This window comes from Thermostichus sp. MS-CIW-34 (genome assembly GCF_054060435.1).
In genome coordinates this window covers 24924-45427 of record NZ_JBSSDE010000025.1, presented here as the reverse complement: position 1 = coordinate 45427, position 20504 = coordinate 24924, and the positions used below count along the sequence as shown (strand labels likewise).

20 protein-coding genes are annotated in these 20504 nt (G+C 57.7%); 8 read left to right on the top strand and 12 right to left on the bottom strand.

Annotated elements, in window-relative coordinates:
• Positions 1-105: 105 nt before the first annotated feature.
• From rlmD to ACVWYY_RS09670, 9 genes are all read right to left on the bottom strand, one after another.
• Entirely contained in the window at positions 106-1500 is a 1395-nt protein-coding gene (gene rlmD / locus ACVWYY_RS09710) for a 23S rRNA (uracil(1939)-C(5))-methyltransferase RlmD (RefSeq protein WP_457395986.1), read from the bottom strand.
• A gap of 151 nt (positions 1501-1651) precedes the next feature.
• Entirely contained in the window at positions 1652-2839 is a 1188-nt protein-coding gene (locus tag ACVWYY_RS09705; RefSeq protein ID WP_457395987.1) for a GNAT family N-acetyltransferase, read from the bottom strand.
• Positions 2824-3012, bottom strand: a complete 189-nt coding sequence (locus tag ACVWYY_RS09700; RefSeq protein WP_457395988.1) for a DDE transposase family protein — start codon at positions 3010-3012, stop codon at positions 2824-2826. Before ACVWYY_RS09700 ends, ACVWYY_RS09705 begins: the two co-directional genes overlap by 16 nt.
• 68 nt (positions 3013-3080) lie before the next feature.
• Entirely contained in the window at positions 3081-4139 is a 1059-nt protein-coding gene (locus tag ACVWYY_RS09695) for an ATP-grasp domain-containing protein (RefSeq protein ID WP_414418888.1), read from the bottom strand.
• A 36-nt stretch (positions 4140-4175) separates the two neighbouring features.
• Complete coding sequence (locus ACVWYY_RS09690; protein WP_457440405.1) at positions 4176-4907, bottom strand: alpha/beta hydrolase-fold protein; 732 nt, start codon at positions 4905-4907, stop codon at positions 4176-4178.
• A gap of 153 nt (positions 4908-5060) precedes the next feature.
• A complete protein-coding gene (locus tag ACVWYY_RS09685) occupies positions 5061-5714 on the bottom strand; it encodes an LON peptidase substrate-binding domain-containing protein (protein ID WP_011432147.1) in 654 nt (217 codons plus the stop codon).
• Between the two features lie 95 nt (positions 5715-5809).
• Positions 5810-6358 (bottom strand): crossover junction endodeoxyribonuclease RuvC, encoded by a 549-nt coding sequence (ruvC, locus tag ACVWYY_RS09680; RefSeq protein ID WP_457394499.1) that lies wholly within the window; start codon positions 6356-6358, stop codon positions 5810-5812.
• Entirely contained in the window at positions 6333-6851 is a 519-nt protein-coding gene (gene pgsA / locus ACVWYY_RS09675) for a CDP-diacylglycerol--glycerol-3-phosphate 3-phosphatidyltransferase (RefSeq protein WP_457384968.1), read from the bottom strand. Before pgsA ends, ruvC begins: the two co-directional genes overlap by 26 nt.
• Before the next feature lie 78 nt (positions 6852-6929).
• Positions 6930-7865 (bottom strand): nucleoside hydrolase, encoded by a 936-nt coding sequence (locus tag ACVWYY_RS09670; protein ID WP_414382892.1) that lies wholly within the window; start codon positions 7863-7865, stop codon positions 6930-6932.
• Positions 7866-7986: 121 nt separating this feature from the next.
• Here ACVWYY_RS09670 and ACVWYY_RS09665 point away from each other — a divergent pair, with 121 nt between their 5' ends.
• From ACVWYY_RS09665 to ACVWYY_RS09635, 7 genes are all read left to right on the top strand, one after another.
• Positions 7987-8991 (top strand): circadian clock protein KaiA, encoded by a 1005-nt coding sequence (locus ACVWYY_RS09665; protein ID WP_414343474.1) that lies wholly within the window; start codon positions 7987-7989, stop codon positions 8989-8991.
• Between the two features lie 2 nt (positions 8992-8993).
• Entirely contained in the window at positions 8994-9296 is a 303-nt protein-coding gene (kaiB, locus tag ACVWYY_RS09660) for a circadian clock protein KaiB (protein WP_011430723.1), read from the top strand.
• Positions 9297-9324: 28 nt separating this feature from the next.
• The gene (gene kaiC / locus ACVWYY_RS09655; protein WP_011432142.1) at positions 9325-10950 is read left to right on the top strand and encodes a circadian clock protein KaiC; all 1626 of its coding nucleotides are present in this window, start codon (positions 9325-9327) and stop codon (positions 10948-10950) included.
• A gap of 255 nt (positions 10951-11205) precedes the next feature.
• Complete coding sequence (gene pilM / locus ACVWYY_RS09650; RefSeq protein WP_457440403.1) at positions 11206-12288, top strand: type IV pilus biogenesis protein PilM; 1083 nt, start codon at positions 11206-11208, stop codon at positions 12286-12288.
• A gap of 60 nt (positions 12289-12348) precedes the next feature.
• Entirely contained in the window at positions 12349-13056 is a 708-nt protein-coding gene (locus tag ACVWYY_RS09645; RefSeq protein ID WP_414329097.1) for a PilN domain-containing protein, read from the top strand.
• A complete protein-coding gene (locus ACVWYY_RS09640; protein ID WP_457440401.1) occupies positions 13056-13757 on the top strand; it encodes a hypothetical protein in 702 nt (233 codons plus the stop codon). Before ACVWYY_RS09645 ends, ACVWYY_RS09640 begins: the two co-directional genes overlap by 1 nt.
• A 262-nt stretch (positions 13758-14019) precedes the next feature.
• Complete coding sequence (locus tag ACVWYY_RS09635; RefSeq protein WP_457404038.1) at positions 14020-16110, top strand: AMIN domain-containing protein; 2091 nt, start codon at positions 14020-14022, stop codon at positions 16108-16110.
• A 193-nt stretch (positions 16111-16303) separates the two neighbouring features.
• Here ACVWYY_RS09635 and ACVWYY_RS09630 read toward each other — a convergent pair whose 3' ends face one another.
• Positions 16304-16870 (bottom strand): DUF2854 domain-containing protein, encoded by a 567-nt coding sequence (locus ACVWYY_RS09630; RefSeq protein ID WP_011432137.1) that lies wholly within the window; start codon positions 16868-16870, stop codon positions 16304-16306.
• 122 nt (positions 16871-16992) lie between these two features.
• Here ACVWYY_RS09630 and ACVWYY_RS09625 point away from each other — a divergent pair, with 122 nt between their 5' ends.
• On the top strand, positions 16993-18534 hold the full coding sequence (locus ACVWYY_RS09625; RefSeq protein ID WP_457440399.1) for an aminotransferase class I/II-fold pyridoxal phosphate-dependent enzyme: 1542 nt from the start codon (positions 16993-16995) through the stop codon (positions 18532-18534).
• A gap of 15 nt (positions 18535-18549) precedes the next feature.
• Here the strand turns inward: ACVWYY_RS09625 and ACVWYY_RS09620 are convergent, their stop codons facing one another.
• Both ACVWYY_RS09620 and ACVWYY_RS09615 read right to left on the bottom strand, forming a co-directional pair.
• Positions 18550-19992, bottom strand: coding sequence for a hemolysin family protein (locus ACVWYY_RS09620; protein WP_457440397.1), 1443 nt, complete (start codon positions 19990-19992; stop codon positions 18550-18552).
• 265 nt (positions 19993-20257) lie between these two features.
• Entirely contained in the window at positions 20258-20467 is a 210-nt protein-coding gene (locus tag ACVWYY_RS09615; RefSeq protein ID WP_457440395.1) for a PepSY domain-containing protein, read from the bottom strand.
• Between the last annotated feature and the right edge of the window lie 37 nt (positions 20468-20504).

The following is a 20504-nucleotide window of genomic DNA, read 5'->3' as shown; positions in this document are numbered from 1 at the left end:
ATGGCCGACACTGCGTTTTTAAAGGGCGTCGGCTACGGTCGGCGCTATCCTTCCCCGCCCTGAAGGACGGGGCTTGCCGCGCCTTTTGGTCAGGGTGCGTACTCTTCAAACTCGCTCCAAAAAGGCCACCCCCTCCACATGCCCGGTTTGGGGAAAGAAGTCAGCCGCCCGCCATTGGGTAAGGCGATAGGATCCCTCTGCCAGTAGGATCTGCAAGTCTCGCGCCAAAGTGGCAGGGTGACAGCTAATGTAGACGATGCGTGGTGGTCGTCGCAGCTTTAGGGTCTCGAGCACTTGGCGGTCGCAGCCGCGCCGCGGCGGATCCAGCACCACAATGTCGGCAGGGGGCAGGGTCGGCAAAACCTGTTCCACCGTGCCCTGGAAAAATTGGGCTGAGGCGATACCGTTGAACTGGGCATTGTAGCGGGCTTGGGCGACCGCTTCCGGCAAAGCTTCCACCCCCATCGCCCGTTTCGCCCGTTGCGCCAGCAGCAAGGTTAAGGTGCCGATGCCACAGTAGGCATCCAGGATGGTTTCCTCTCCCCGCAGGTTCAGTTGGTCGGCTATCCAGGTAAAAAAGGCTTCTGCTTGCTCTGTGTTGACCTGGAAGAAAGAGGTGCTGTCGATCCAGAGGGAAAAACCGGCAAATTCCTCCCGCAAAGACCCCCGACCGGCAATCACCTCAGTCTCCGGGCCGAAGATGGCATTGGTGCGGGCCGAGTTGAGATTGAGACAGACCCCCACCAGGTCAGGGTAGCGCTGCATCCAGCGTTCGGCCCAGCTTTCCAGATGGGGCAGGCGACGACTGCAACTGACCAAGGTCAGGAGCACCTCGCGGGTACGGCGACCGATGCGCAAACCCAAGTGGCGGAGATGACCTTGGTGACGACTTTCGTCGTAGACACTCCAGCCCGTTTCTTGGAGATCCCGCTTGATTTCCCTCAGGAACACATCCAGCCGCTCGTCTTGCACGGGGCATTGGTTGAGGTTCACCAGGCGGTGGCTGCCCCGTTGGTAGTAGCCCATGCGCAAGGGCTGGCCCTCCGGTTTGGCCATGGGGTAGGTGACCTTGTTGCGATAGCGCAGCGGCTGCCGGGATCCCAAAATGGGGACAGGCTGCGGCAGAGTCAGACCGCCAATCCGCTCCAGTGCATCCCTGAGGATTTGCTGCTTGGTGGCCAATTGCTGGGCATAGCTGACATGTTGCCATTGGCAGCCACCACATTTGTCCGCCACAATGCAGGCTGGTCGCACCCGTTGGGGAGAGGGAGAAATCAGCGACCGAATTCGCCCGACCAAGTAGTTGCGCTTGATCTCGGTTATTTGGGCCACCACCTGATCCCCGGGCACCGCCTGGGACACAAACACCACTCGCCCTTGTCCAAGTCCTACCGTGTGGGCAATGCCATCTCCCTGGGGGGTCAGGGCCGTGACCTCCAACGCCAAGAGATCCCCAGGTTTAACGGGATCAGGAAGGCCGGAAGGGATCGGATGTTCCATTAGGCTGTTTCGCCGAAATTCGAAATAACTATAACCATAGGTCAGGTCGTGTTGGCTGGAGTCAGCATTGCCGGAAAAAGCTGTAGCAAGGCAAAAAGCATGTCAGCCGCCAACTGCTTACGGGATTGAAAACCCCATCCAATGAAGTGGTTCACTCCTTGGTCAAAGCAGATAGAGAAGGCAAAACATCTTCTCGAAAAGGAACCTCGTTTTGATTCACATTCTCCAGCTCGGCCAACATGAGAGGGTTAACCCGGTTCAGGTAGGGCACCAAAACCTGTTGCAGCCTTCGGCTATAGAAGCGGTGGTAGCTGTACACAGGCGTGGCCGGAAATCCCCGTCGAATCTTATGGGATCCCCCTGCGCCGGGATCAAAGTTGCGGATCCCTTCTCGGATGGCGAGGGCAATGGGCTCGTAGTAGCAAACGTTAAAGTGCAAAAACTTCACCTCCTCCCGACAACCCCAGTAGCGCCCGAACAGGCGATCTCCCTTACGAATACAAAAAGACATCCCCACAATTTCTGCATTCCGTTCCCCGGCCACCAGCACAACTCGCTCCCGATAGTCGGGATAGAGAGACTCGAAAAAGCGGCGATTGAGATATTTGCTCCAGTTCCAAAATTGGGCGCAGGTGTTGCTGTAAAAGTCGTACATGAGAGACAACAGGCGGGGCGTGATCTCCTCTCCTGTGTAAATCTTGAGTTCTAGGCCGCTTTTTTCCATTGCAGCCCGCTCTCGCTTGATGTTGCGCCGCTGGTTGGCATTGAACTGGCTCAAAAAGTCTTCGTAAGAGCGGTAGCCGGGGTTGTGCCACTGGTAGTTGTGGGTGATCCGGGGCGTAAATCCATCCGACTCCAATTGAGTCCGCCAGTCCAGATCTACATAAAGCAAGCTAAACACCGAAATATCCTTCTCTTGGCAAAACCGGTCAATGGCTGCCAGCATCAACGACCACACCTCTGCTTCCGAATACTCGGGATGGACGAGGATGCGATAGCCCGTGGCCGGGGTGAAGGGGGCCATGCCGATTAACTTCGGGTAGTAGCGTTCCCCCAATTGGCCGGCAACTGCAGCCCATTCTTGGTCAAAGACAAACTCCCCCTGGCTGTGGCTTTTCAAATACAAGGGGGCAGCAGCAACCAACTGGCCGTCCGCCTCCACCAACAAGTGACAGGGCAGCCACCCTGTCCTGCGGCTGGCACAACCTGAGCTCTCTAGGCTGTGCAACCATTCGTATTCCAAAAAAGGAGAGGTGCGCTCCGTTTGCAAGGCGTGCCAGGCCCCTGCTGGGATCTCGCGAATATCGTGGCACCAGCGCCATTTCAAGCCGGTTGACATTTGCCTGCCTGGATCAGACCAACCCGCCGCCCAATCGCCTCAGCTTGGCTGGGAAAAGGCCCCCAATGCTCTTGTCGACTCAAGAGGGGATCCCCCGCCGCCAAATGCAGCACCTGGCAGGATCCCTGCGCCTGCTTGATTATGGACCACCCTGAAGCGGGGTCGGAAACCACGCTGCTGCTCCTTTGCCCGTCCACAACTTCCCCAGCGGAAAACCACACTTGTGGGTTCTGGTTTGATTTTAATCGGGATCCCTGGGCTCGTAGTAACGGTTGGCCAATTCCAAAGCCATCTGAAACTTCTGCTCGCGGGTGAGATCGGCCCGTCGGGCAATGTGGGCAAAGCGGTTGATATCTGGGGGCAGGAAGTCGAAAGGACGCTGTTCCCGCACGATGTCCAAGACCAAATCGCAAAGGGCCTGCTGGTAATCGTTGTAGAAGATCTCTCCCAAAGCCTTGAGCCGCCCATCGGGCACCGGATTGTTAAAGTCGATGGCCTGCAGCTCTCCCTGCTCGTCGATGAATAGCTCCACCGAGTTCATTTCATAGCCCAAAACTCGATTGATAATCCGACAGGTATTGATGACTTTCTGGCCCATTTCCGGCGTGAGAAATTCTGGATCAAACAGATATTCGCTGGCATCGAACTTGCGAAAGATATACTTGATCGGAATGATCTTTCGGCCAATGCAGAGGGCGCGAATCTGCCAAGGGTAAGGGGTTTTGACCTTCTCTTGGATCATCATCACCTGAGATCCAGAGCGGTCGTAAAAATAGAGGAGCTGCTCCATGTTGTGGGCTATTTCTACTCCAATGGCCTCTCGCCCCTCCGCCGGCTTAATCACAATTGGCCAGCCCAGATCTTCCGCCATCCCCTGCCAATCGAAAAACTTGTGATACTTAAAGTCCTCTGCTTTCAATGCGGGGGCTTCTTTAGGGGGCAGAATGTAAGTTTTGGGGATGGAGATCCCCAGCTCTTTGACCACCATGTAGGCAGCATCTTTGTTGCGCAGGTAGTAATAAAAGCTAAAGGGGTTGTTGATGAGGTAAACCCCCCGAAAGGCAAAGCCCATGAACAGGCCGATGGCTTGGGGGTAAAGGTAGCTGAAACGATCCAGGATCAGGCGATACTTGGTGCGGTAATCCAGGTTCACCTCGTGAATGGTGACATGTTCGGCCCGGATCTTGTAAGTTTGGCCGTTGCGAGCTTGAATAGGGGGAAGTGCGTTGAGGCGGGCCAGAGTATCGTCCCCAAAAGGCTCGCTGAAGTGCAGGCTGCCAACCCAATAGTCTTCAATCATCAAAGCTCTCTCAAAAGCTATTCCCTGCAAGGGATCCTACGCGAAGGCGCGGATTTGCGCTTGCCAAGTGGGCCAATCGTGATTCCCCTCCCATACCTCCAGTTGATGGGGGATGTCGTTGCGGCTGAGCACTTCCGCCAGACGCAGGTTGTCGCTGAGGCAGTGGTCGTGGCGAGCGGTGAGCAGCTTCAGCTCGGTGTTGCGCCCGCCCAAGTGATCCCAGAGTTGCCGGCTCATGTTGGACATATAGGCCAGCGGGTTGATGAAATACAGCTCCTGCTCTGCCCGTTGGGGATCCCAGCCGGTGACAGAGCCGAGAGCGGCCACATCGTAGGGCCCCCCCAGAGCCAAACAACGGCGCACTAGGCCGGGATGCCGACAGGTGAGGTTGACAGCATGGGTAGCTCCCAGGGAAAACCCAGCCACCACCAGAAACTCATTTTGCGCCTCGGCCTTGGCGTAGGGGATCAGCTCTTCTACCCAGTGCTGCTCCAACAACAGCCAACGCTCCCGCCGTTGGGGCAAGTCCAGCTGGCGGTTGAACAAGGTCTCCCAATCCAGGGTTTCCACGCAAAAAGCCTGCAAATAGCCCTGCTCCAGATGATGGCTGAGGCTGGCGATGATGCCGCGATCTTCCACGTCAAAAAAACGCCCGTTGCTGGTGGGCAGACAGATCAGCGGGTAGCCGTGATGCCCAAAGTGGAGCATCTCCATTTCCCGGCCCAAGATCTGAGAGGGAAAGCGCAAGTAGCGGCGAGCGTAGGCCATGAAAAACGGGGAAGGGATCCTCAAGAAATACCCAACCTTTCCGGGGGAAGCATTCTGCTCTGCCTGGTCGAGAAAGGCAAAGGGCACTCTCTGGAAAGGTCCACAAGAGCCACCAGAACAGATGGGAGCAGACCTGACCAACTGACAGGAACCTCAGGAAATTTCCGTGAACAGATCCTTGAGGGCCGTGCGGGCGGCCAAGTGCTTGCGGGTGGACTCGAGAATTTCGGCTTCCCGGCGCAGCCGCCTTTCGGTACTGACCATTTCCAGCAGAGCTTGCTGCTCTTGGGGGGCCCCATGGAAGTGGCTAGCCACCCAGTAGGACAGTTCTATGGGGGTGGTGGGGAGCTGCTCCGGCAACTGTGCATCCCGCTCCATTAGCTTGCCCGAGAGACGCACCACATCTTGAAGGAGAGTGGTAACCTGGCGCACCCAGCTCTGCAGGTCATCGGAAGGGGTGGTCGGCTCATCCTCAATCCATTCCACCAGCCCCACCCGGAAGGGTTTTTCCCGCACGTAATCCAAGACGCGGAAGCGCTGCTGCCCCAAGGTCAAAATGTCCATGCGGTCATCCGGCAATCGCTGCACCTGCAACACCTCAGCACAACAGCCCACCCGCACTGGGGATCCCGTCTGGGGATTGAACATCAGCACCCCAAAGCGGCGATCCGTCTCCAGAATGGTGTTGATCATCATGCGGTAGCGGTACTCGAAAATGTGCAGCGGCAGAGGTCGGCCCGGAAACAGCACCACCTCCGGCAAGGGAAACAGCGGTAGCTCGCGAACATCCACGGAAGAAGAAGGCATAGGGCTTGTGCTTCTCGCTGTACTGAGTCTAGCCCATCTTTATTGGCCAATCTTTATCTCTGCTAAAGGTAGGGGATTGACAGGGAGGGGATCCCTCAAGAGAAGCGGTGGTGCCAGACTGTGATGGCAATCGCCAAGGCATCGGCGGCATCATCCGGGCGGGGCAAGCTGGGCAGGTTGAGTTCCCGGGCCACGGCAGCTTGTACAGCCTGCTTGTCGGCGCGTCCGTAGCCTGTCAAACTTTGCTTGACTTGGGCGGGCGTAAACTCCACCGGCAACAGATGATGCTGGGCCAAGGTGAGCAGGATCACGCCACGGGCTTGGGCGATGGCAATGGTATTGCCCATTTTGTAGAAAAAAAGTTTTTCCAGCCCCACCTGATGCGGGCGCAGTTGGCGCAGCAACTGGCTCAAATCCTCGTGCAGCGTTTGCAGCCGCTCCGGCATCGAGTGTTGGCTGGGGGTGCTGATCACCCCATAATCCACAGGTTTCAACCCCGCAGATCCCGCCAGAATGCAACCAAAACCCATGGTTCCCAGACCTGGATCTAGGCCGAGGATGCGCTGCTCAGGTGGGGTGTCTCCTCTGTCGGCGAGGGGCGGGGGGATCTGACAAGGGCTATGGCCTGCCGGGTGACTGCGCATGATGGGGATGATCGGTGTGCAGGTAGGTCAGGCCCGAGATCAGGGTGAGAACCACCGCCACCCAAAAACAAGGGATCCCTCCCGGCCACCCCAAAATCAGCAAAGCAATGGCCAGGATTTGGGTTACCGTCTTGGCTTTGCCCCAGAAATTGGCACCGCGGATTTGGCTTTGGTTGACCCGCCAGCCGGCGATGGCCAGCTCCCGCCCCACCAGCAAAAACACGCCCCAAGCGGGGATCCGCCCCAGTTCCAGCAGGCCCAGCAGCGGCGCCAACACCAGCAGCTTATCCACCAGAGGATCCAAAAACTTGCCCATATCGGTTACCAAGCCATAACGGCGGGCCAAATGGCCATCCAGCCAATCGGTTGCTGCCGCCAGCAAAAAAGCCCAGAGGGCCAATCTCTCTCCCCAGGGGGACTGCAGGCTCAGGCCCAGCAAAACAAAAGGGATCCCTGCCAGCCGCAGCAGGGTGACGGCGGTGGGCAGGTTCACCCACTCCAGCTTGGCACGTTGGACGGCGCTGGGATTCTCCACCTTCGGATCTGGCCTCAAGGATCAGAACTATCAGAATTATCGGTAACGGCCCAGGCGCTCGGTGAGCAGGTGGTAAAACCCCTGGGCATCCACCCCAAAAGCCACCTGAACATTGGCGAGGCGACCACTGGATCCCCAGCGATCCACCACCGTCCGGCCCAGGTTCAAGGGGCTAGCCGTTTCCACCTCGACGTAGCAGGGCTTGAGCTCGAACAACTGCGGCTGTAACAGATAGGCAATCACACAAGGGTCGTGCAATGGCCCTCCCGGTAGCCCGTAGCGTTCTACGTCGACCTTACCGTAAAAGGTGAGCATATTGGCCACCGTCTGCCCAACGCGGGTGCCCAGGGCGCGGATGCGCTCAATCCGCTCCGGCGTGCTGAGGACCTGTTGGGTGACGTGCAAGCCCAGCATCACCACCTCCGGGATCCCGGCGCTGAGCACGATCTGGGCGGCGTGGGGATCGGTGAGGATGTTGAACTCGGCTGCCGGGGTAACATTCCCCTCAAAGGCGGATCCCCCCATAAACACCAGCCGCTGGATGCGCTCCACAATCCGAGGCTGCTGCACCAGGGCCACTGCCAAGTTGGTCATCGGGCCCAGCAAAGCCAAGGTAACCGGCTCAGGGGCAGCCATCAGCGTCTCGATGAGATAGGGCACTGCATGCTGGGATCCCAAAGGCATCTGGGGCTCCGGCAGATCCGCTCCGTCGATCCCGGTTTTGCCATGCACCTGCTCGGCGGTTTCCAGAGGGCGCAAGAGAGGTCGGGGACAGCCGGCATACACCCCCATCTGCGGCTGACCGGCCAATTCACAGATCTGTCGAGCATTGCGGCTGGTTTTGTCCAAGGAGACATTGCCAGCCACCGTGGTAATGCCCAGCAATTGCAGCTCTTCTGGCGACGCCATAGCCAGCAGCAGAGCCACCGCATCGTCTTGGCCAGGGTCACAGTCGATGATCAGGGGCACCATAGGGATCTCGGCAGCAGCTCACTCACCCCTAGTTTAGGTTTTTCTCCCGCTCTTTTCCTCTGGCCGGTGAGCGCGGATCCCGGTCAGATTTAAGATAGGAAATATATCTTCATCCTTTGTCTTGTTGCCTGACACCCATCCACTGCGCATCAACCTGTTGCTGGATTGGGAGCCGCCAGCAGGAGAGCCCCTAGCTTGCGAGGACTGGCTACCCCCTGAACGCTTTGTTGTCGAGTGTTTTCAGGATCAAGCTACCTTCCTAGAGGCTCTCAGGAGACAAGACGGCCATGTCGATTGCTTGGTGCTCCTGGTGGATCCCACTCGGCTGCAAGAGCTGCACGATCTGGGCAATCAGCTCTGCGCGTGGGGACTGCTGCTGCCGACGGTGTTGGCGATTGTGCTGGAAGAATCCCACCTGCAAAAGGAAACACCGGAGACGGAAGGAGAGATCCCTGCCACCTCATCTTTGGTGAAAGCATTGCTCAAGCGAGAGCAGTTTTTCTACCACAACGCCACCCTCGTCCGTCCCATTTCGCCACAGGAGCTGAAGGGGCAGGTGCGGGCCGACTGTACCGCTTCGGGATCCCCTTCCGTCTTGGAGCTGCTGGTGGATCGGGCCATCGCCTTGTTTCTGCAGATGTCTCCCACCTGCGGCCTCCCGCAGGGCCCAGCGCATCCCAGCGATCAGCCCTACCTGGCTTACAGCAACCAACAACAACGGCGGCTGGCGGAGAAATTGCGGGAACGGCTGGGCTACGCCGGAGTGTACTATCATCGTGACCCAGAGCTGTTTTACCGTCGCCTCCCGCCCCACGAGCAGCAAGCCCTCATGCGACGGCTGCGTAACCTTTACCAGGCAATCGTCTTGGACTATTTTCAATCTCCCGAGACCGTCAATGCCCGCATCGACGAGCTGGTGGCCTTGGCCTTTTTTGCCGATATCGGCGCTGCTCAACTGCTGGAGCTGCACATGAACTTGATGGAAGACTTTGCCAAACAATTGAAGCTGGAAGGCCGCAGCGAAGAGATCCTGCTGGATTACCGCCTTACCCTGATCGATGTGATGGCCCACCTGAGCGAAATGTACCGCCGCTCCATTCCCAAAACCGCTCCAAGGGATCCTTAGATATGTCCACTCGCAAAGCCTATGTTCTCAAGCTCTACGTGGCGGGCAACACCCCCAATTCTCTGCGTGCCCTCAGCACCTTGCAAGACATCTTGGAAAAGGAGTTCCGCGGCGTGTACAGCCTGAAGGTGATCGATGTCTTGAAAAATCCGCAACTGGCAGAGGAAGATAAGATCTTGGCAACGCCGACCTTGGCCAAAATCCTGCCGCCACCGGTGCGGAAGATTATTGGCGATCTGTCCAACCGCGAGAAAGTGCTCATCGGCCTGGATCTGCTCTACGAAGAATTGGACGAAGAGGCTTGAGACAGGCTGCAGGAGCAAGGAGAGTGGGATGAACCAGTCATTGGGGCCTTCTGAGCCAGAAAAGCCACAAGATAACACCGCAGAGGACTCCACCGAACCAACCCCAGACAACCACCGGGCGGATCTCTCAGAGCTGCGAGGGATCCCCAAAAAACAGACGGGCATCGAGGGCTTTGAAGACATCAGTCACGGTGGGCTACCCCTGGGACGCACCACCTTGGTCAGCGGCACCTCCGGCACCGGCAAAACCCTGTTTGCCATGCAGTTCCTTTACAACGGCATCGTGAAGTATCAAGAGCCGGGGATCTTCGTCACCTTTGAGGAAACCCCCGCCGATATCATTCGCAATGCCTCCAGCTTTGGCTGGGATCTGCAGGCCCTCATCGACAGGGGCCAACTGTTTATCCTGGATGCCTCCCCCGATCCCGAAGGCTATGAGGTGAGCGGCAACTTTGATTTGTCGGCCCTCATCGAGCGCATCCAGTACGCCATTCGCAAATACAAAGCCAAGCGGGTCTCCATCGACTCAGTGACAGCCATCTTTCAGCAATACGACCCTGCCGGTGTGGTGCGGCGGGAGCTGTTCCGCCTGACGGCCCGCCTCAAGCAGGCCAACGTCACCACCGTCATGACCACAGAGCGCACCGACGAGTACGGCCCCATCGCCCGCTACGGCGTAGAGGAATTCGTCTCCGATAACGTGGTGATCCTACGCAACATCCTGGAGGGAGAGAAACGGCGGCGCACCATCGAGATCTTGAAGCTGCGGGGCACCACCCACATGAAGGGGGAATATCCCTTCACCATCACCAACGACGGGATCAACATCTTCCCCTTGGGAGCCATGCAGCTGACGCAGCGCTCCTCCAACGTGCGGGTCTCCTCCGGCATCGAGAAGCTGGACGAAATGTGCGGCGGCGGCTTCTTCAAAGACTCGATTATTTTGGCCACCGGCGCCACCGGCACGGGCAAAACCTCGCTGGTGAGCAAATTCCTGGAGCGGGGCTGCCTGGATGGGGAACGCTGCATTCTCTTTGCCTACGAAGAGTCGCGGGCGCAGCTGTCCCGCAACGCCTCCTCCTGGGGCATTGACCTGGAAGAGTTCGAGCGGCAGGGCCTCCTCAAGATCATCTGCGCCTACCCAGAATCTGCCGGCCTGGAAGACCACCTGCAGAAGATCAAAACCGAGATGATGGCCTTCAAGCCCTCCCGCATGGCCATCGACTCCCTGTCAGCCCTGGCGCGGGGAGTGAGCCAAAATGCCTTCCGCCAGTTTGTAATCGGGGTAACTGGCCTGGCCAAGCAGGAGGAGATCACCGGCTTTTTCACCAACACCACCGACCAATTCATGGGATCCCATTCCATCACCGAATCCCATATTTCCACCATCACCGACACGATCATCCTGCTGCAATACGTGGAGATCCGCGGAGAGATGGCCCGCGCCCTCAACGTCTTCAAAATGCGGGGATCCTGGCACGACAAAGGGATCCGCGAGTACCTCATCTCCAACGCAGGCATCCAAATCCGCGATTCCTTCCGGGGCTACGAGCGCATTATCAGCGGATCCCCGACCCGCATCAATGTGGATGAGAAAAACGAGCTCTCCCGGATTGTGCAAAACGTCCAGGCCCTCGAGGAAGAAGGGTTGTGAGCGGTTACAACAGTTCCGTGAGTGGGCGCGGCAACAGACCCGTTGAGTCAAGCGAATTTCCAACACCGCTCAACACCGCGCAAGCCCTGCACTTGCGGCTGGCAGGGAGGGATCGGCCCAGACAAGGATTTCCCCGCGGCCAATGGCGAACAGTGGTAACCCACCTACAAATTGGGTAGTATGCCTCTAGCAGTAGCGCAAAGGGCGGGGTTTCCCGGCGTGTTTAGTTTTCTTGGTGGTTCCAAAACCCGAACCATGCTTGGGGTGGACATCAACCCCGAGCGCATCGCCGTTGCCCAACTGAAAAAGCAGGGCAATGGTCGCTATCGTCTGGCCCACTACCACAGCGTGGAAATGCCGGAAGGGGCGATGGTCGAAGGGCGCATCCTCGATCCGAACACGGTTGGTTTGGTCTTGATGAATTTGCTCAATGAAAACAAAGTGCCCACCAACCTGCCGGCAGCCACAGCAGTGCCCGTAAGGGAGGCCATCGTTCGTCTCATTCGCCTGCCTGCCGACCTACCTGCCGATGAGCTGCGCCGGGTGGTTTTGGAGCAGGAGGCCGAACTTTACATTCCCTATCCGCGGGATCAGGCGGATGTCGATTACCAACCCTTGGGTCTCGATCTTTCCCAGGATGGCATTGAGCGCATCGAAGTCTTGCTGGTGGCCATCCCCAAAGAGGTGGTGGACAACTACCTGGAGGTGCTGCAGGTGGCCAACTTGCAGGTGCGCTGTGTGGAGCTGGCCAGCTTCTCCCTCATTCGCACCATCCGCGATCAGCTAACCCAGTACGGCCCCCAAGAGGCCGTGTTGCTCAGCTCCATCGGCTACGACAGCAGCGAGATCAGCATTTTGGTGAACGGGATCCCGCAATTTACCCGCACCGTCAACATCGGCACCATCCACATGCGGCAGGTGCTGGCCCAATCCCTGAATCTGCCGGTTAGCCGCACCGGCGACCTGTTGCGAACTCTGAGGTTACCCTTGATCAACCCCACCGATATTTTGGCCACGGGAGAACAGCCAGCGCCCAGCAATCCCGGTGTAGCAGCAGTAACGCGCGTTGTCTCCGATTTGGCGGATGAACTGAAGCGCTCCATCGACTTCTTTACGAGCACAGAAAGCAGCTCGCCTGTGGTGAAAGTACTGCTGGCCGGAACTGGGGCAAGCATCGGCCAAATCGACGGCTTCTTATCTCAGTCGTTGAGCGTGGCGGTGGAGTTGGCGGATCCCTTTGGCAACATTGTCGTGCCGGATTCCGTGGAACTGCCCCTGGAGGAACGCCCAGCAATGGGAGTGGCCCTGGGGTTGGCGCTGCGGGAAGACACCAAGTAGCGGCAGCAGGCAGCGCAAGCTCGCCCAACCGATGGAATAGCGCACAAGGCGGTTAAAGAGATGTACACACCGGAGATCAATTTCCTCAAAGAAAGGCCGGATGTCCTCACCACAGCTCGAACAGGTGGGGGAGCAGTAGTCGCAGCTGAGGCTGCAGAGGGATCCCAGAATTGGATCCCGGCCATTGGCCTGGGGGTTGCTGTTGCTGCTGTAGCGATGGGAGCTTTTTGGTATTTCCAAGACAGCTTTTCCCGCCAGAGAGAAACCTTGAGGGCGGAGCGGGCTCGCCTTGACAGTGAGCTCAGCACAGCCAATGCTGAGTTGTCCCAGCTGCAGAATGCCAATCAAGAGCTGCAAACCATTCGCGCCCAAACGGAAGGGTTCCGCTCCTTTCTGAGATCCGTCCAGCCTTGGTCGGCCATCTTGGAAGAGCTGCGGCGCAAGATCCCCGGCCAGGGGGTATGGATAACCAACATCAGCGCTTCCGGGGATACTGTCAATATCCAAGGAGGGGCGCTGGACTTTCCCCTGGTGAACGACTTTTTGCTCACCCTGCTGGATTCCAACTTTGTTACCAGCGCCGTCCTGAACAGCAGCTCCCGGGTGGACGGCACAGACCTAACCGAGCCCAGCGTTACCTACGGCATAACCGTAACCATCCGTACCCTGGGGGATCCCGACCCAGAATTTACCCGCGAGCTGGAGCAGCGGGGAGCGATAGGCTTGGTTGAAAAGATCCGCATTTTGCGTCGAGTGGAGGCGAACTGATGACTGGATCGGTCGAAGGTTTTCCCGACGAACAACTGGTGGTTCCCCCGGCAGGGCCGCCGGTACTGCTGGGCGTGGAGCTGACCCCCATTCGAATTGGTCTTTTAATCGGGATCACAGGGCTAGGCGCGGCGGGGTTTCTGGCCTTCACCCAACTTCGCCCCTTGATCGAGGAGGTACAGGCTTTGGAAAGGGAGGTAGCCAACAAAACCACCCAGTTGCAGGACATAAAGAGCCAGATTGCCGGTTTGCAAGATGTGCCCAATCAGGTCGAGAGAGCTCGCGTGGAGCGGGAACAGATCAGTGCCCTGCTCTCCACCCCCGAGAATGCCGACACGCAACTGCTGGATCTCAACCGGCTGGTGCAGGGGCAGCCCAACAGCGAGCTGCGCAGCTTTAGCCCTTCTCCACTGACTCCAGCGTCTTCGGCCAATCCGGAAGTGCCTGGGATCATCGCTCCCGCCATCCAAGTGCAGACCACCCGTGTCGCTCTGCGTGGCCCCTATACGGAGCTGATCAATCTGATGGGAGATATAGAACGTCTGCGCACGCTGTTCCGGGTGAGCAACATCAGCTTAAATCCTGTTCAAGACACAGGGGAACTGGACGCTGCTTTTGATTTGATTGCCTACATCTACAACAAAGACGTTCCGTTGGGCACTGCTCCTCCACCTGAAGGGCAAACGGCACCTGGTCAGTAGCCCAGCCATGCCTTGACTCAGGGGGGGATCCTGCCAGTGCGGGATCCCCTTTGGTTTTCAGAAGACGGGAACAACCGCCGGTTCAGCACGGATAGTGTTGCCGAATCGAAGATCTGGGAAAAATTTCTTCCGAAACGGCTACAGGTAGTGGCAAAGTCCGAGATTTCGGCTTTGATCAGGGAAGCACGGGGTGAACGAGGCCAAAGGCACCCGTGGCGAGGTGAAGCAAGAATACGACTGGGTGAAGGAGTGAGGTGTGAGGATGATGAACCGTCGAGTTGCTTATGGGTGTGCGTTGGGCTTGATCCTGTCCCTGCCCCCATTGGCCTTAGAAAGCCGGGTCAATGAGGCAGCCGCTCAACAGTTGACCTCCGCAAACCCGCAACGCCTCAGCCGCATCACAGATATCCGCCTGGTGCCCAACGGCAACCGCATGCAGTTGGAGATCAACACCGAAGGGGGCGCTCGCCCACAGGTGTTCTTTACCCAGCAGGGACAATCTTGGATCGGGGACATCACCAATGCTCAATTGAGCGGAAGCCAGGGCCGCTATCGCCAAGAGTCTCCCCTGCCGGGGGTGCGCTTCATTGAGGCCTGGCAGTTGAGCAACGACAGCGTGCGGATAGAAATAGCCGGTGTGGCCGCAGCTCCCCAAGGCTTGCTGGCTCGGCGCAGCCCGACGCAGTTGGTCTTCGACTTTGAGGGCCTACCCTCTGCCCCACTGGCTCCCCTAGCGGCGGTTCCCCCTCAACCCTCGTCCAACCCAGTAGCGCCCGGCCAACCGGCGTCACTAAACCGACCTCAGCCCGTGGCTCCTGTTCCTCAGCCCGCAGCTCCTGCCCCTGCCTCCCAACCGGTCGCTCAAAACCCTGCCCCTTCGCAGACAACTCAAGCGGCTCCTCCTGCACCTGCTGTTCCTGCTGCACCCGTGATTTCTCAGGTGCCTTCTGTGGGCCAGCTCAACCAACCTCAATTGCCGCCGGGAAGTTTGCCCACCGAATCTCCTTTTCAGGGGAGAGCTGTGGCTCCTCCTGCCGGAGATATTGCCGTTGGCACAATCCTGCCTGATCCACCTACAGTGGATCTCGGATCCAATGCCAGGATTAGCTTGACCTTGAAAGATGCTCCTGTGGGCGATGTGCTGAGCTTGTTGGTGCGGCGAGCAGGGTTGAATGTGGTGCTCAACGACGTCCCACCCGATCTAACCATCTCTCTGGATGTGCAAGACTCGCCCTTACAGGAGACATTCAACTTTATCTTGCGGCTAAAACAGTTGCAGGCCCAGCGAAGGGGCCAAACCGTATTTGTTGGACAAAACCTGCCAGGGGTGACTGGGATCCTGGTGCGCAATTACCGCGTGAATCAGGCAGTCGCCACCGATTTGGCCAGTCGGCTGGAAGGAGTTTTGGACGCCGTTGCTCCCGGTGCCCAATTCGTTGTGGACGAGCGCACCAACTCCATTACGGTGATCGGCAACTCGCGGCAGCAGGACATCGCGGCTGCTCAGATTGCCCAATTGGATGTGCGTCGGCGACAGGTTTTAATTTCGCTGAGGGCAGTTGATATTCGGCTAAATAACAACGAGAGCCTTTCGATCAACCTAGGGGGAGCTTCTGGCAACTTTGCTGTCGGAACTTTAGGGGACGCCAACTTTGGTGGACGACCGCTCAATCAACCTGCGGGATCCTCGGTAAGCTCTATCGGCCCTGCAGGCCCATCAGGATCCATCACGGGAATATTTAACACTCTCAACCGGCTGCAGCAGTCTTTGGCTCTAAGAGTGCAGTCTGCAATACAAAATGGAACTGGAAAAATTCTAACTGACCCCAAAGTTGTGGTGGCAGATGGCGGATCCAGTCGAATTAGCATTGCAACCAGTGTGCCCGTTAACGTTGAAACCATCACCATACCCCAGGGAGAAAACCAGCCCCCAGTCGTTACTCAGCGTTTGCAGCGGGAGGATGCCGGGGTTATCCTTAACGTCTCAGAAGTTAGGATAGATGACAATGGGTTTGTTACCCTGACCATTCAGCCGGAAATCTCCATTCCTGTACCCCTTCAAAGATTGGAAGGCGGAGACTTTGCAGGCATTCCACTTTTTAACATCGACAGAAGGCGGCTGGAAGCATCTCAGCTCAGGTTAAGAGATGGGCAAACTTTTATCATTGCCGGCTTAATCCAAGACAGAGACATCGTTGACGTTCAAAAAGTGCCTTTCCTAGGCGACTTGCCTCTTTTGGGTGCTTTGTTCCGCTCTCAGAGTGTGAATAACGAGCGCAATGAGGTGGTCTTCATGCTAACGCCCTACATTATGGATGATAATGTTGCTTTTGGTCTTCCTCCCAATCCGTAAAATTCCCAATCCGTAAAATAGGGTTATGCCGAACTGCCAAGTTTCGTGACATCCTCCCAACACTGATACTATAGGCACAGCGCAGGACCCATAGCTCCCCACACCCCTCATGAGTTAACTCTCGACAGTCCTGAGTTACTGGCTGCATTAGCTTCGGGATCCGTTGAGTTGCATTCAGCAGCTAATGGCTTCTTCAAGTGGCCTGGGATCCACCTCGGGCAACAAGCGCCAATTCCACCTGATTTTCTTGGGGCTGCCCCAGTTGCACCTCCACATCTCGGCCAAAGAAGCCTTGCATTTTTTTCTGGTAGCTTTCCTGCCATTGTTGGAAGGGAACCTTGGGGGAATCGAACAGAAGCACCAAGGTATACCGGCCATCTCGCAGCTCTTCTCTGTACCCTCTCACCTTGGGCAGATCTGCTTCCAGAGGGCCGCGCAGACCCAGAAACTCCAGGGCATCTTCCAGGTGGGCATTAGCCCCGTAGCTATATTTGGTGATATCGGCGCGGACTTGCTTTTGAATTTCCGTGGCCTGCTGGGCGCGGGCTTGGATCACCTCGAGAGAAGGGGCGGCCAGGGCAGGTACCGGCTTGAGTTCCACTACCTTCATGGTCACCCCTCCCAACAGCAAGGGGATCCCGGCAAACAGGCCGATGAGATTGAGGGTGGGATCGTTGTAGTGGGCAAAGCCCCAAGCCGTGGCGGCAACGCCGGCCAGCAACACGAGAGTGCTCAGGGGGAAGGGCAGTTTTTCAAACATACAGGAGAGGAAGAAAGGCCACCTGAAAACCCAGGCTAGCAGGAAAAGCGCCAGCGGTGGACTTAGCCTCCATTGGGATGGATAATCACAAAATGCCCACCTGGTGTGTTGAGGAGTGGTCTGTGGTTCTGTCCAATCTGTCCAAAACCTCTCGTTGCTTGCGCTCGCTGGATCGCAAAGCCCAGGAGCGAGCACCTCTATTTGAGGCCATCCGCCACTATTGCAGCTTGGATAAGGCTCCTTTTCACACGCCAGGCCACAAACAGGGACGTGGGATCCCTGCCGATCTGCAAGCCTTTCTGGGAGAGAACGTCTTCCGGGCGGATCTGACCGAGTTGCCAGAGGTGGACAACCTCCACGATCCCGATGGGGTGATCCGGGAGGCCCAGGAGCTGGCGGCAGCAGCTTATGGAGCGGATCGCAGTTGGTTTTTGGTCAACGGTTCCACCTGTGGCGTGGAAACACTGGTGATGGCGGTGTGCGATCCGGGAGACAAGATCCTCTTGCCGCGCAACTGCCACAAATCCGCCATTGCCGGGGTGATCCTCTCTGGGGCGGTGCCGGCCTATATCGAGCCGGATTTTGACCCGGAGCTGGGCATTGCCCACGGGATTACCCCAGCCGGTTTGGAGGGGGCCTTGGCGGAGCATCCCGATGCCAAAGGCGTTTTGGTAGTCAGCCCCACCTACTACGGGGTTTGCTGCGACCTGGAATCTCTGGCAGCCATCGCCCATGCCCATGGCCTACCGCTATTGGTGGACGAGGCCCACGGGCCCCATTTTGGGTTTCATTCGGAATTGCCCATTTCGGCCTTGGAAGCCGGAGCCGATCTGGTGGTGCAGTCCACCCACAAGGTGATCTCCGGCATGACCCAGGCCTCGATGCTGCACCTCAAGGGATCCCGTATTGACCCCAACCGGGTGCGCAACATTCTGCAACTGCTGCAATCGACCAGTCCCAGCTATGTGCTGATGATGTCGCTGGATGTGGCACGGCGGCAGATGGCACTGGAGGGAGAAGCCCTGCTGAGCCAAGCCTTGGCTTTGGCGGATCAGGCCCGCGCCCGCCTCAACCGTATTTCCGGGATCTTCTGTTTTGGCCCGGAACGCATTGGCTCCACTCCCGGCTTTTTCGATTTGGATCGCACCCGCTTGACCGTGACGGTGTCGGGGCTGGGCCTCTTTGGCTTCGACGCTCACGACTGGGTTAACGATCACTTCCACGTGCAGCCGGAGATGTCCACCCTGCACAATGTGGTCTTCATTGTCAGCATCGGCAATACCCAGCGAGACATTGACCGCCTGGTGGAAAGTTTCGCCGCCCTGTCGCAACATTTTCAGGGATCCCGCCCATCCAGAGCGGCAATGGAAAAAATGCAGCGGCTGGCACAACTGCCCCGTCCTTGCTTGCCACCACAACGGCTATCACCCCGGGAGGCTTTTTTTGCTCCCATTCGGCGGGTGCCTTTCCAAGAAGCAGTGGGCCATATCTGCGCCGAGATCATCTCCCCCTATCCACCTGGGATCCCGATTTTGGTGCCGGGAGAAGAGGTGACTCAAGAGGCGGTGGACTATCTGCTGTTGGTGCATGAGGCAGGCGGCTTTATCAACGGCCCAGAGGATGTGCGCCTACAAACCCTGAAGGTGGTCAAAGCAACGGCCTAGTCCTCTCCAGCAGGTTTATGGACGGGTTTTTGCCGTTTGCGCCGGGGGGAGCAGCGGTAGGGAGTTTGCCGGGGTGCCGGGGCGGCGGGCTACCTTCACCCGATCCACCCGTGGCCCCTCCATGCGCACCACCTGAAACTCCATCTCTTGGTAGGTGAACTTTTCCCCAGCACGTGGGATCTTCTGCATGTGGTAGATCAAAAAGCCCCCCAGCGTCTGGTAATCCTCGTGCAGAGGCAGGTTGAGGCCACAGCGCTCGTTGATCTCTTCAACATCCAACTGAGCCTGAATGAGCAGGGTATTTTCGTCGAGTTCTTGAATGTCCGGCTCCTTGGTGTTGGGATCCGGGCCATCGGAGAGCTTGCCGACAATCTCCTCCACCAAGTCTTGAATGGTGATCAGGCCCGCCGTGCCGCCAAACTCATCCACCACCACCACCATCGGCCAGTGGTGCTGCCTCATTTCGGGCAACAGTTCGGCAATCGGCTTGTTCTCCGGCTCAAAGTGGGCCTCGCGGATGAAGTTGGTGATGGGGCTGTGGAGGTCGATGGATCCCTTGGCCAACTGGCCGATCAATTCCTTAACGTGGATCAGCCCGCGGATGTCATCCAAAGACTCGCCGTAGACCGGGTAACGGGAGTGTCCTGATTCGGCCACCTCGGCCAGCACTTCTTGCACCGTTGCAGTTTCCGGCACCGCGTCGATGCTGGTACGCGGGATCATCACCTCGCTGGCCACCGTCTCGCCAAACTCGAAGATGTTGCTCAAAAGCTCTCGCTCTTCCGCCTCGATGTTGCCCGACTCCACCGAGGAAGCGATCAACAGTTGCAGCTCCTCCACCGTCATGGTGCTGTAAAAGGAAGTGGCCTCGGGGATGCGGACGCCCAAGATGCGCAGCAGGCAGCGGGAGGAGAAGCGGAGCAGCTCGACAAAAGGGTGGAGGAAGCGGCTTACCAAGCGGTTGAGCCAGGCCAGTTTGAGCGCAATCGGCTCGGAATAGAGGATGGCCAGAGTCTTGGGGATCAGCTCCCCTACCACGATCTGAAAATAGGTGAGCAGCGAAAACACCAACACCACTGCCACCCCTCGAACAAGGGCCGGATCCAGGTTCTGAAGCCAAGCCAACTGCCTCAAGGCCAGAAACAGCGTCGGCGCCACTTGCGTAGCCCCAATCCAGCCCAACAACACACTGGCCAGGGTAATGCCCAACTGGGTGGTGGAGAGGGCATATTCCAGTTGCTCTTGGGCTTTTTGCACAATTGCCGCCTGGCGGTTTCCCTCACTCGCCAACTGCACCATGCGGGAGCGCCGCGCCGATACCAAGGAAAACTCGACTGCGACAAAGAAAGCGTTGATGACCAGAAGACCGATGACCCAAAGGAGACTAAGCGACGCATCTCCCCACGAAAGCTCAGTGTTGGGGAAAGTAGCCGCCGAGGCTAAAGGGGGGTCGTCCATCAGGGGGAGCAGCAAGACGGATAGACAGCATTCTAGCTCAGCCTGACCCCACCACCTGTCCCTAGCCAGCTGTCGAACCGGCTTCAGCCATCAGGCAGCTACCGTGTAGACGCTTTCCCCATGCCCAAAAGGAAAGGGATCCCTGACCTTTGCACAACCCAGCTTTCGCAGTTCTCAAGGTCGCTACTTTTTCATCAAGCAGTAGCAGCTACAGCCTTTTCCGGCAACGCTCACCCCCGCCTATGCAGGGGGCATCTCCTGGGTGCTAGTCGTCGATATCGACAATATTGCCGGTAGTGGCGTCGATCTTAACTTCAATATCGTTGGTAAATTTCACTTCCCAAACTAGGCGTCTATCTTCGCGCTCCAACTCAACTTCTTTGATCACAGCATTGGGAACAGCAGATCGAGCGATCCGAATAGCTTCCTTAATGGGGATAGGCGGAGCAGAAGATTGGGCAAAAGCAGTTTTCATGCTCCCACCTACCAGTAGCATCGGGCCGCCGAGGGGC

What these genes read in the sequence shown, in the direction of transcription:
- ACVWYY_RS09640 (WP_457440401.1), top strand. Translation starts at nt 13,056, where the DNA reads ATGACTGGATCGGTCGAAGGTTTTCCCGACGAACAACTGGTGGTTCCC.
- kaiB (WP_011430723.1), top strand. Translation starts at nt 8,994, where the DNA reads ATGTCCACTCGCAAAGCCTATGTTCTCAAGCTCTACGTGGCGGGCAAC.
- ACVWYY_RS09620 (WP_457440397.1), bottom strand. Translation starts at nt 19,992, where the DNA reads ATGGACGACCCCCCTTTAGCCTCGGCGGCTACTTTCCCCAACACTGAG.
- rlmD (WP_457395986.1), bottom strand. Translation starts at nt 1,500, where the DNA reads ATGGAACATCCGATCCCTTCCGGCCTTCCTGATCCCGTTAAACCTGGG.
- ACVWYY_RS09635 (WP_457404038.1), top strand. Translation starts at nt 14,020, where the DNA reads ATGATGAACCGTCGAGTTGCTTATGGGTGTGCGTTGGGCTTGATCCTG.
- ruvC (WP_457394499.1), bottom strand. Translation starts at nt 6,358, where the DNA reads ATGCGCAGTCACCCGGCAGGCCATAGCCCTTGTCAGATCCCCCCGCCC.
- pilM (WP_457440403.1), top strand. Translation starts at nt 11,206, where the DNA reads ATGCTTGGGGTGGACATCAACCCCGAGCGCATCGCCGTTGCCCAACTG.
- ACVWYY_RS09630 (WP_011432137.1), bottom strand. Translation starts at nt 16,870, where the DNA reads ATGTTTGAAAAACTGCCCTTCCCCCTGAGCACTCTCGTGTTGCTGGCC.
- ACVWYY_RS09615 (WP_457440395.1), bottom strand. Translation starts at nt 20,467, where the DNA reads ATGAAAACTGCTTTTGCCCAATCTTCTGCTCCGCCTATCCCCATTAAG.
- ACVWYY_RS09645 (WP_414329097.1), top strand. Translation starts at nt 12,349, where the DNA reads ATGTACACACCGGAGATCAATTTCCTCAAAGAAAGGCCGGATGTCCTC.
- ACVWYY_RS09695 (WP_414418888.1), bottom strand. Translation starts at nt 4,139, where the DNA reads ATGATTGAAGACTATTGGGTTGGCAGCCTGCACTTCAGCGAGCCTTTT.
- ACVWYY_RS09670 (WP_414382892.1), bottom strand. Translation starts at nt 7,865, where the DNA reads ATGGTGCCCCTGATCATCGACTGTGACCCTGGCCAAGACGATGCGGTG.
- kaiC (WP_011432142.1), top strand. Translation starts at nt 9,325, where the DNA reads ATGAACCAGTCATTGGGGCCTTCTGAGCCAGAAAAGCCACAAGATAAC.
- ACVWYY_RS09705 (WP_457395987.1), bottom strand. Translation starts at nt 2,839, where the DNA reads ATGTCAACCGGCTTGAAATGGCGCTGGTGCCACGATATTCGCGAGATC.
- ACVWYY_RS09690 (WP_457440405.1), bottom strand. Translation starts at nt 4,907, where the DNA reads ATGGCCTACGCTCGCCGCTACTTGCGCTTTCCCTCTCAGATCTTGGGC.
- ACVWYY_RS09685 (WP_011432147.1), bottom strand. Translation starts at nt 5,714, where the DNA reads ATGCCTTCTTCTTCCGTGGATGTTCGCGAGCTACCGCTGTTTCCCTTG.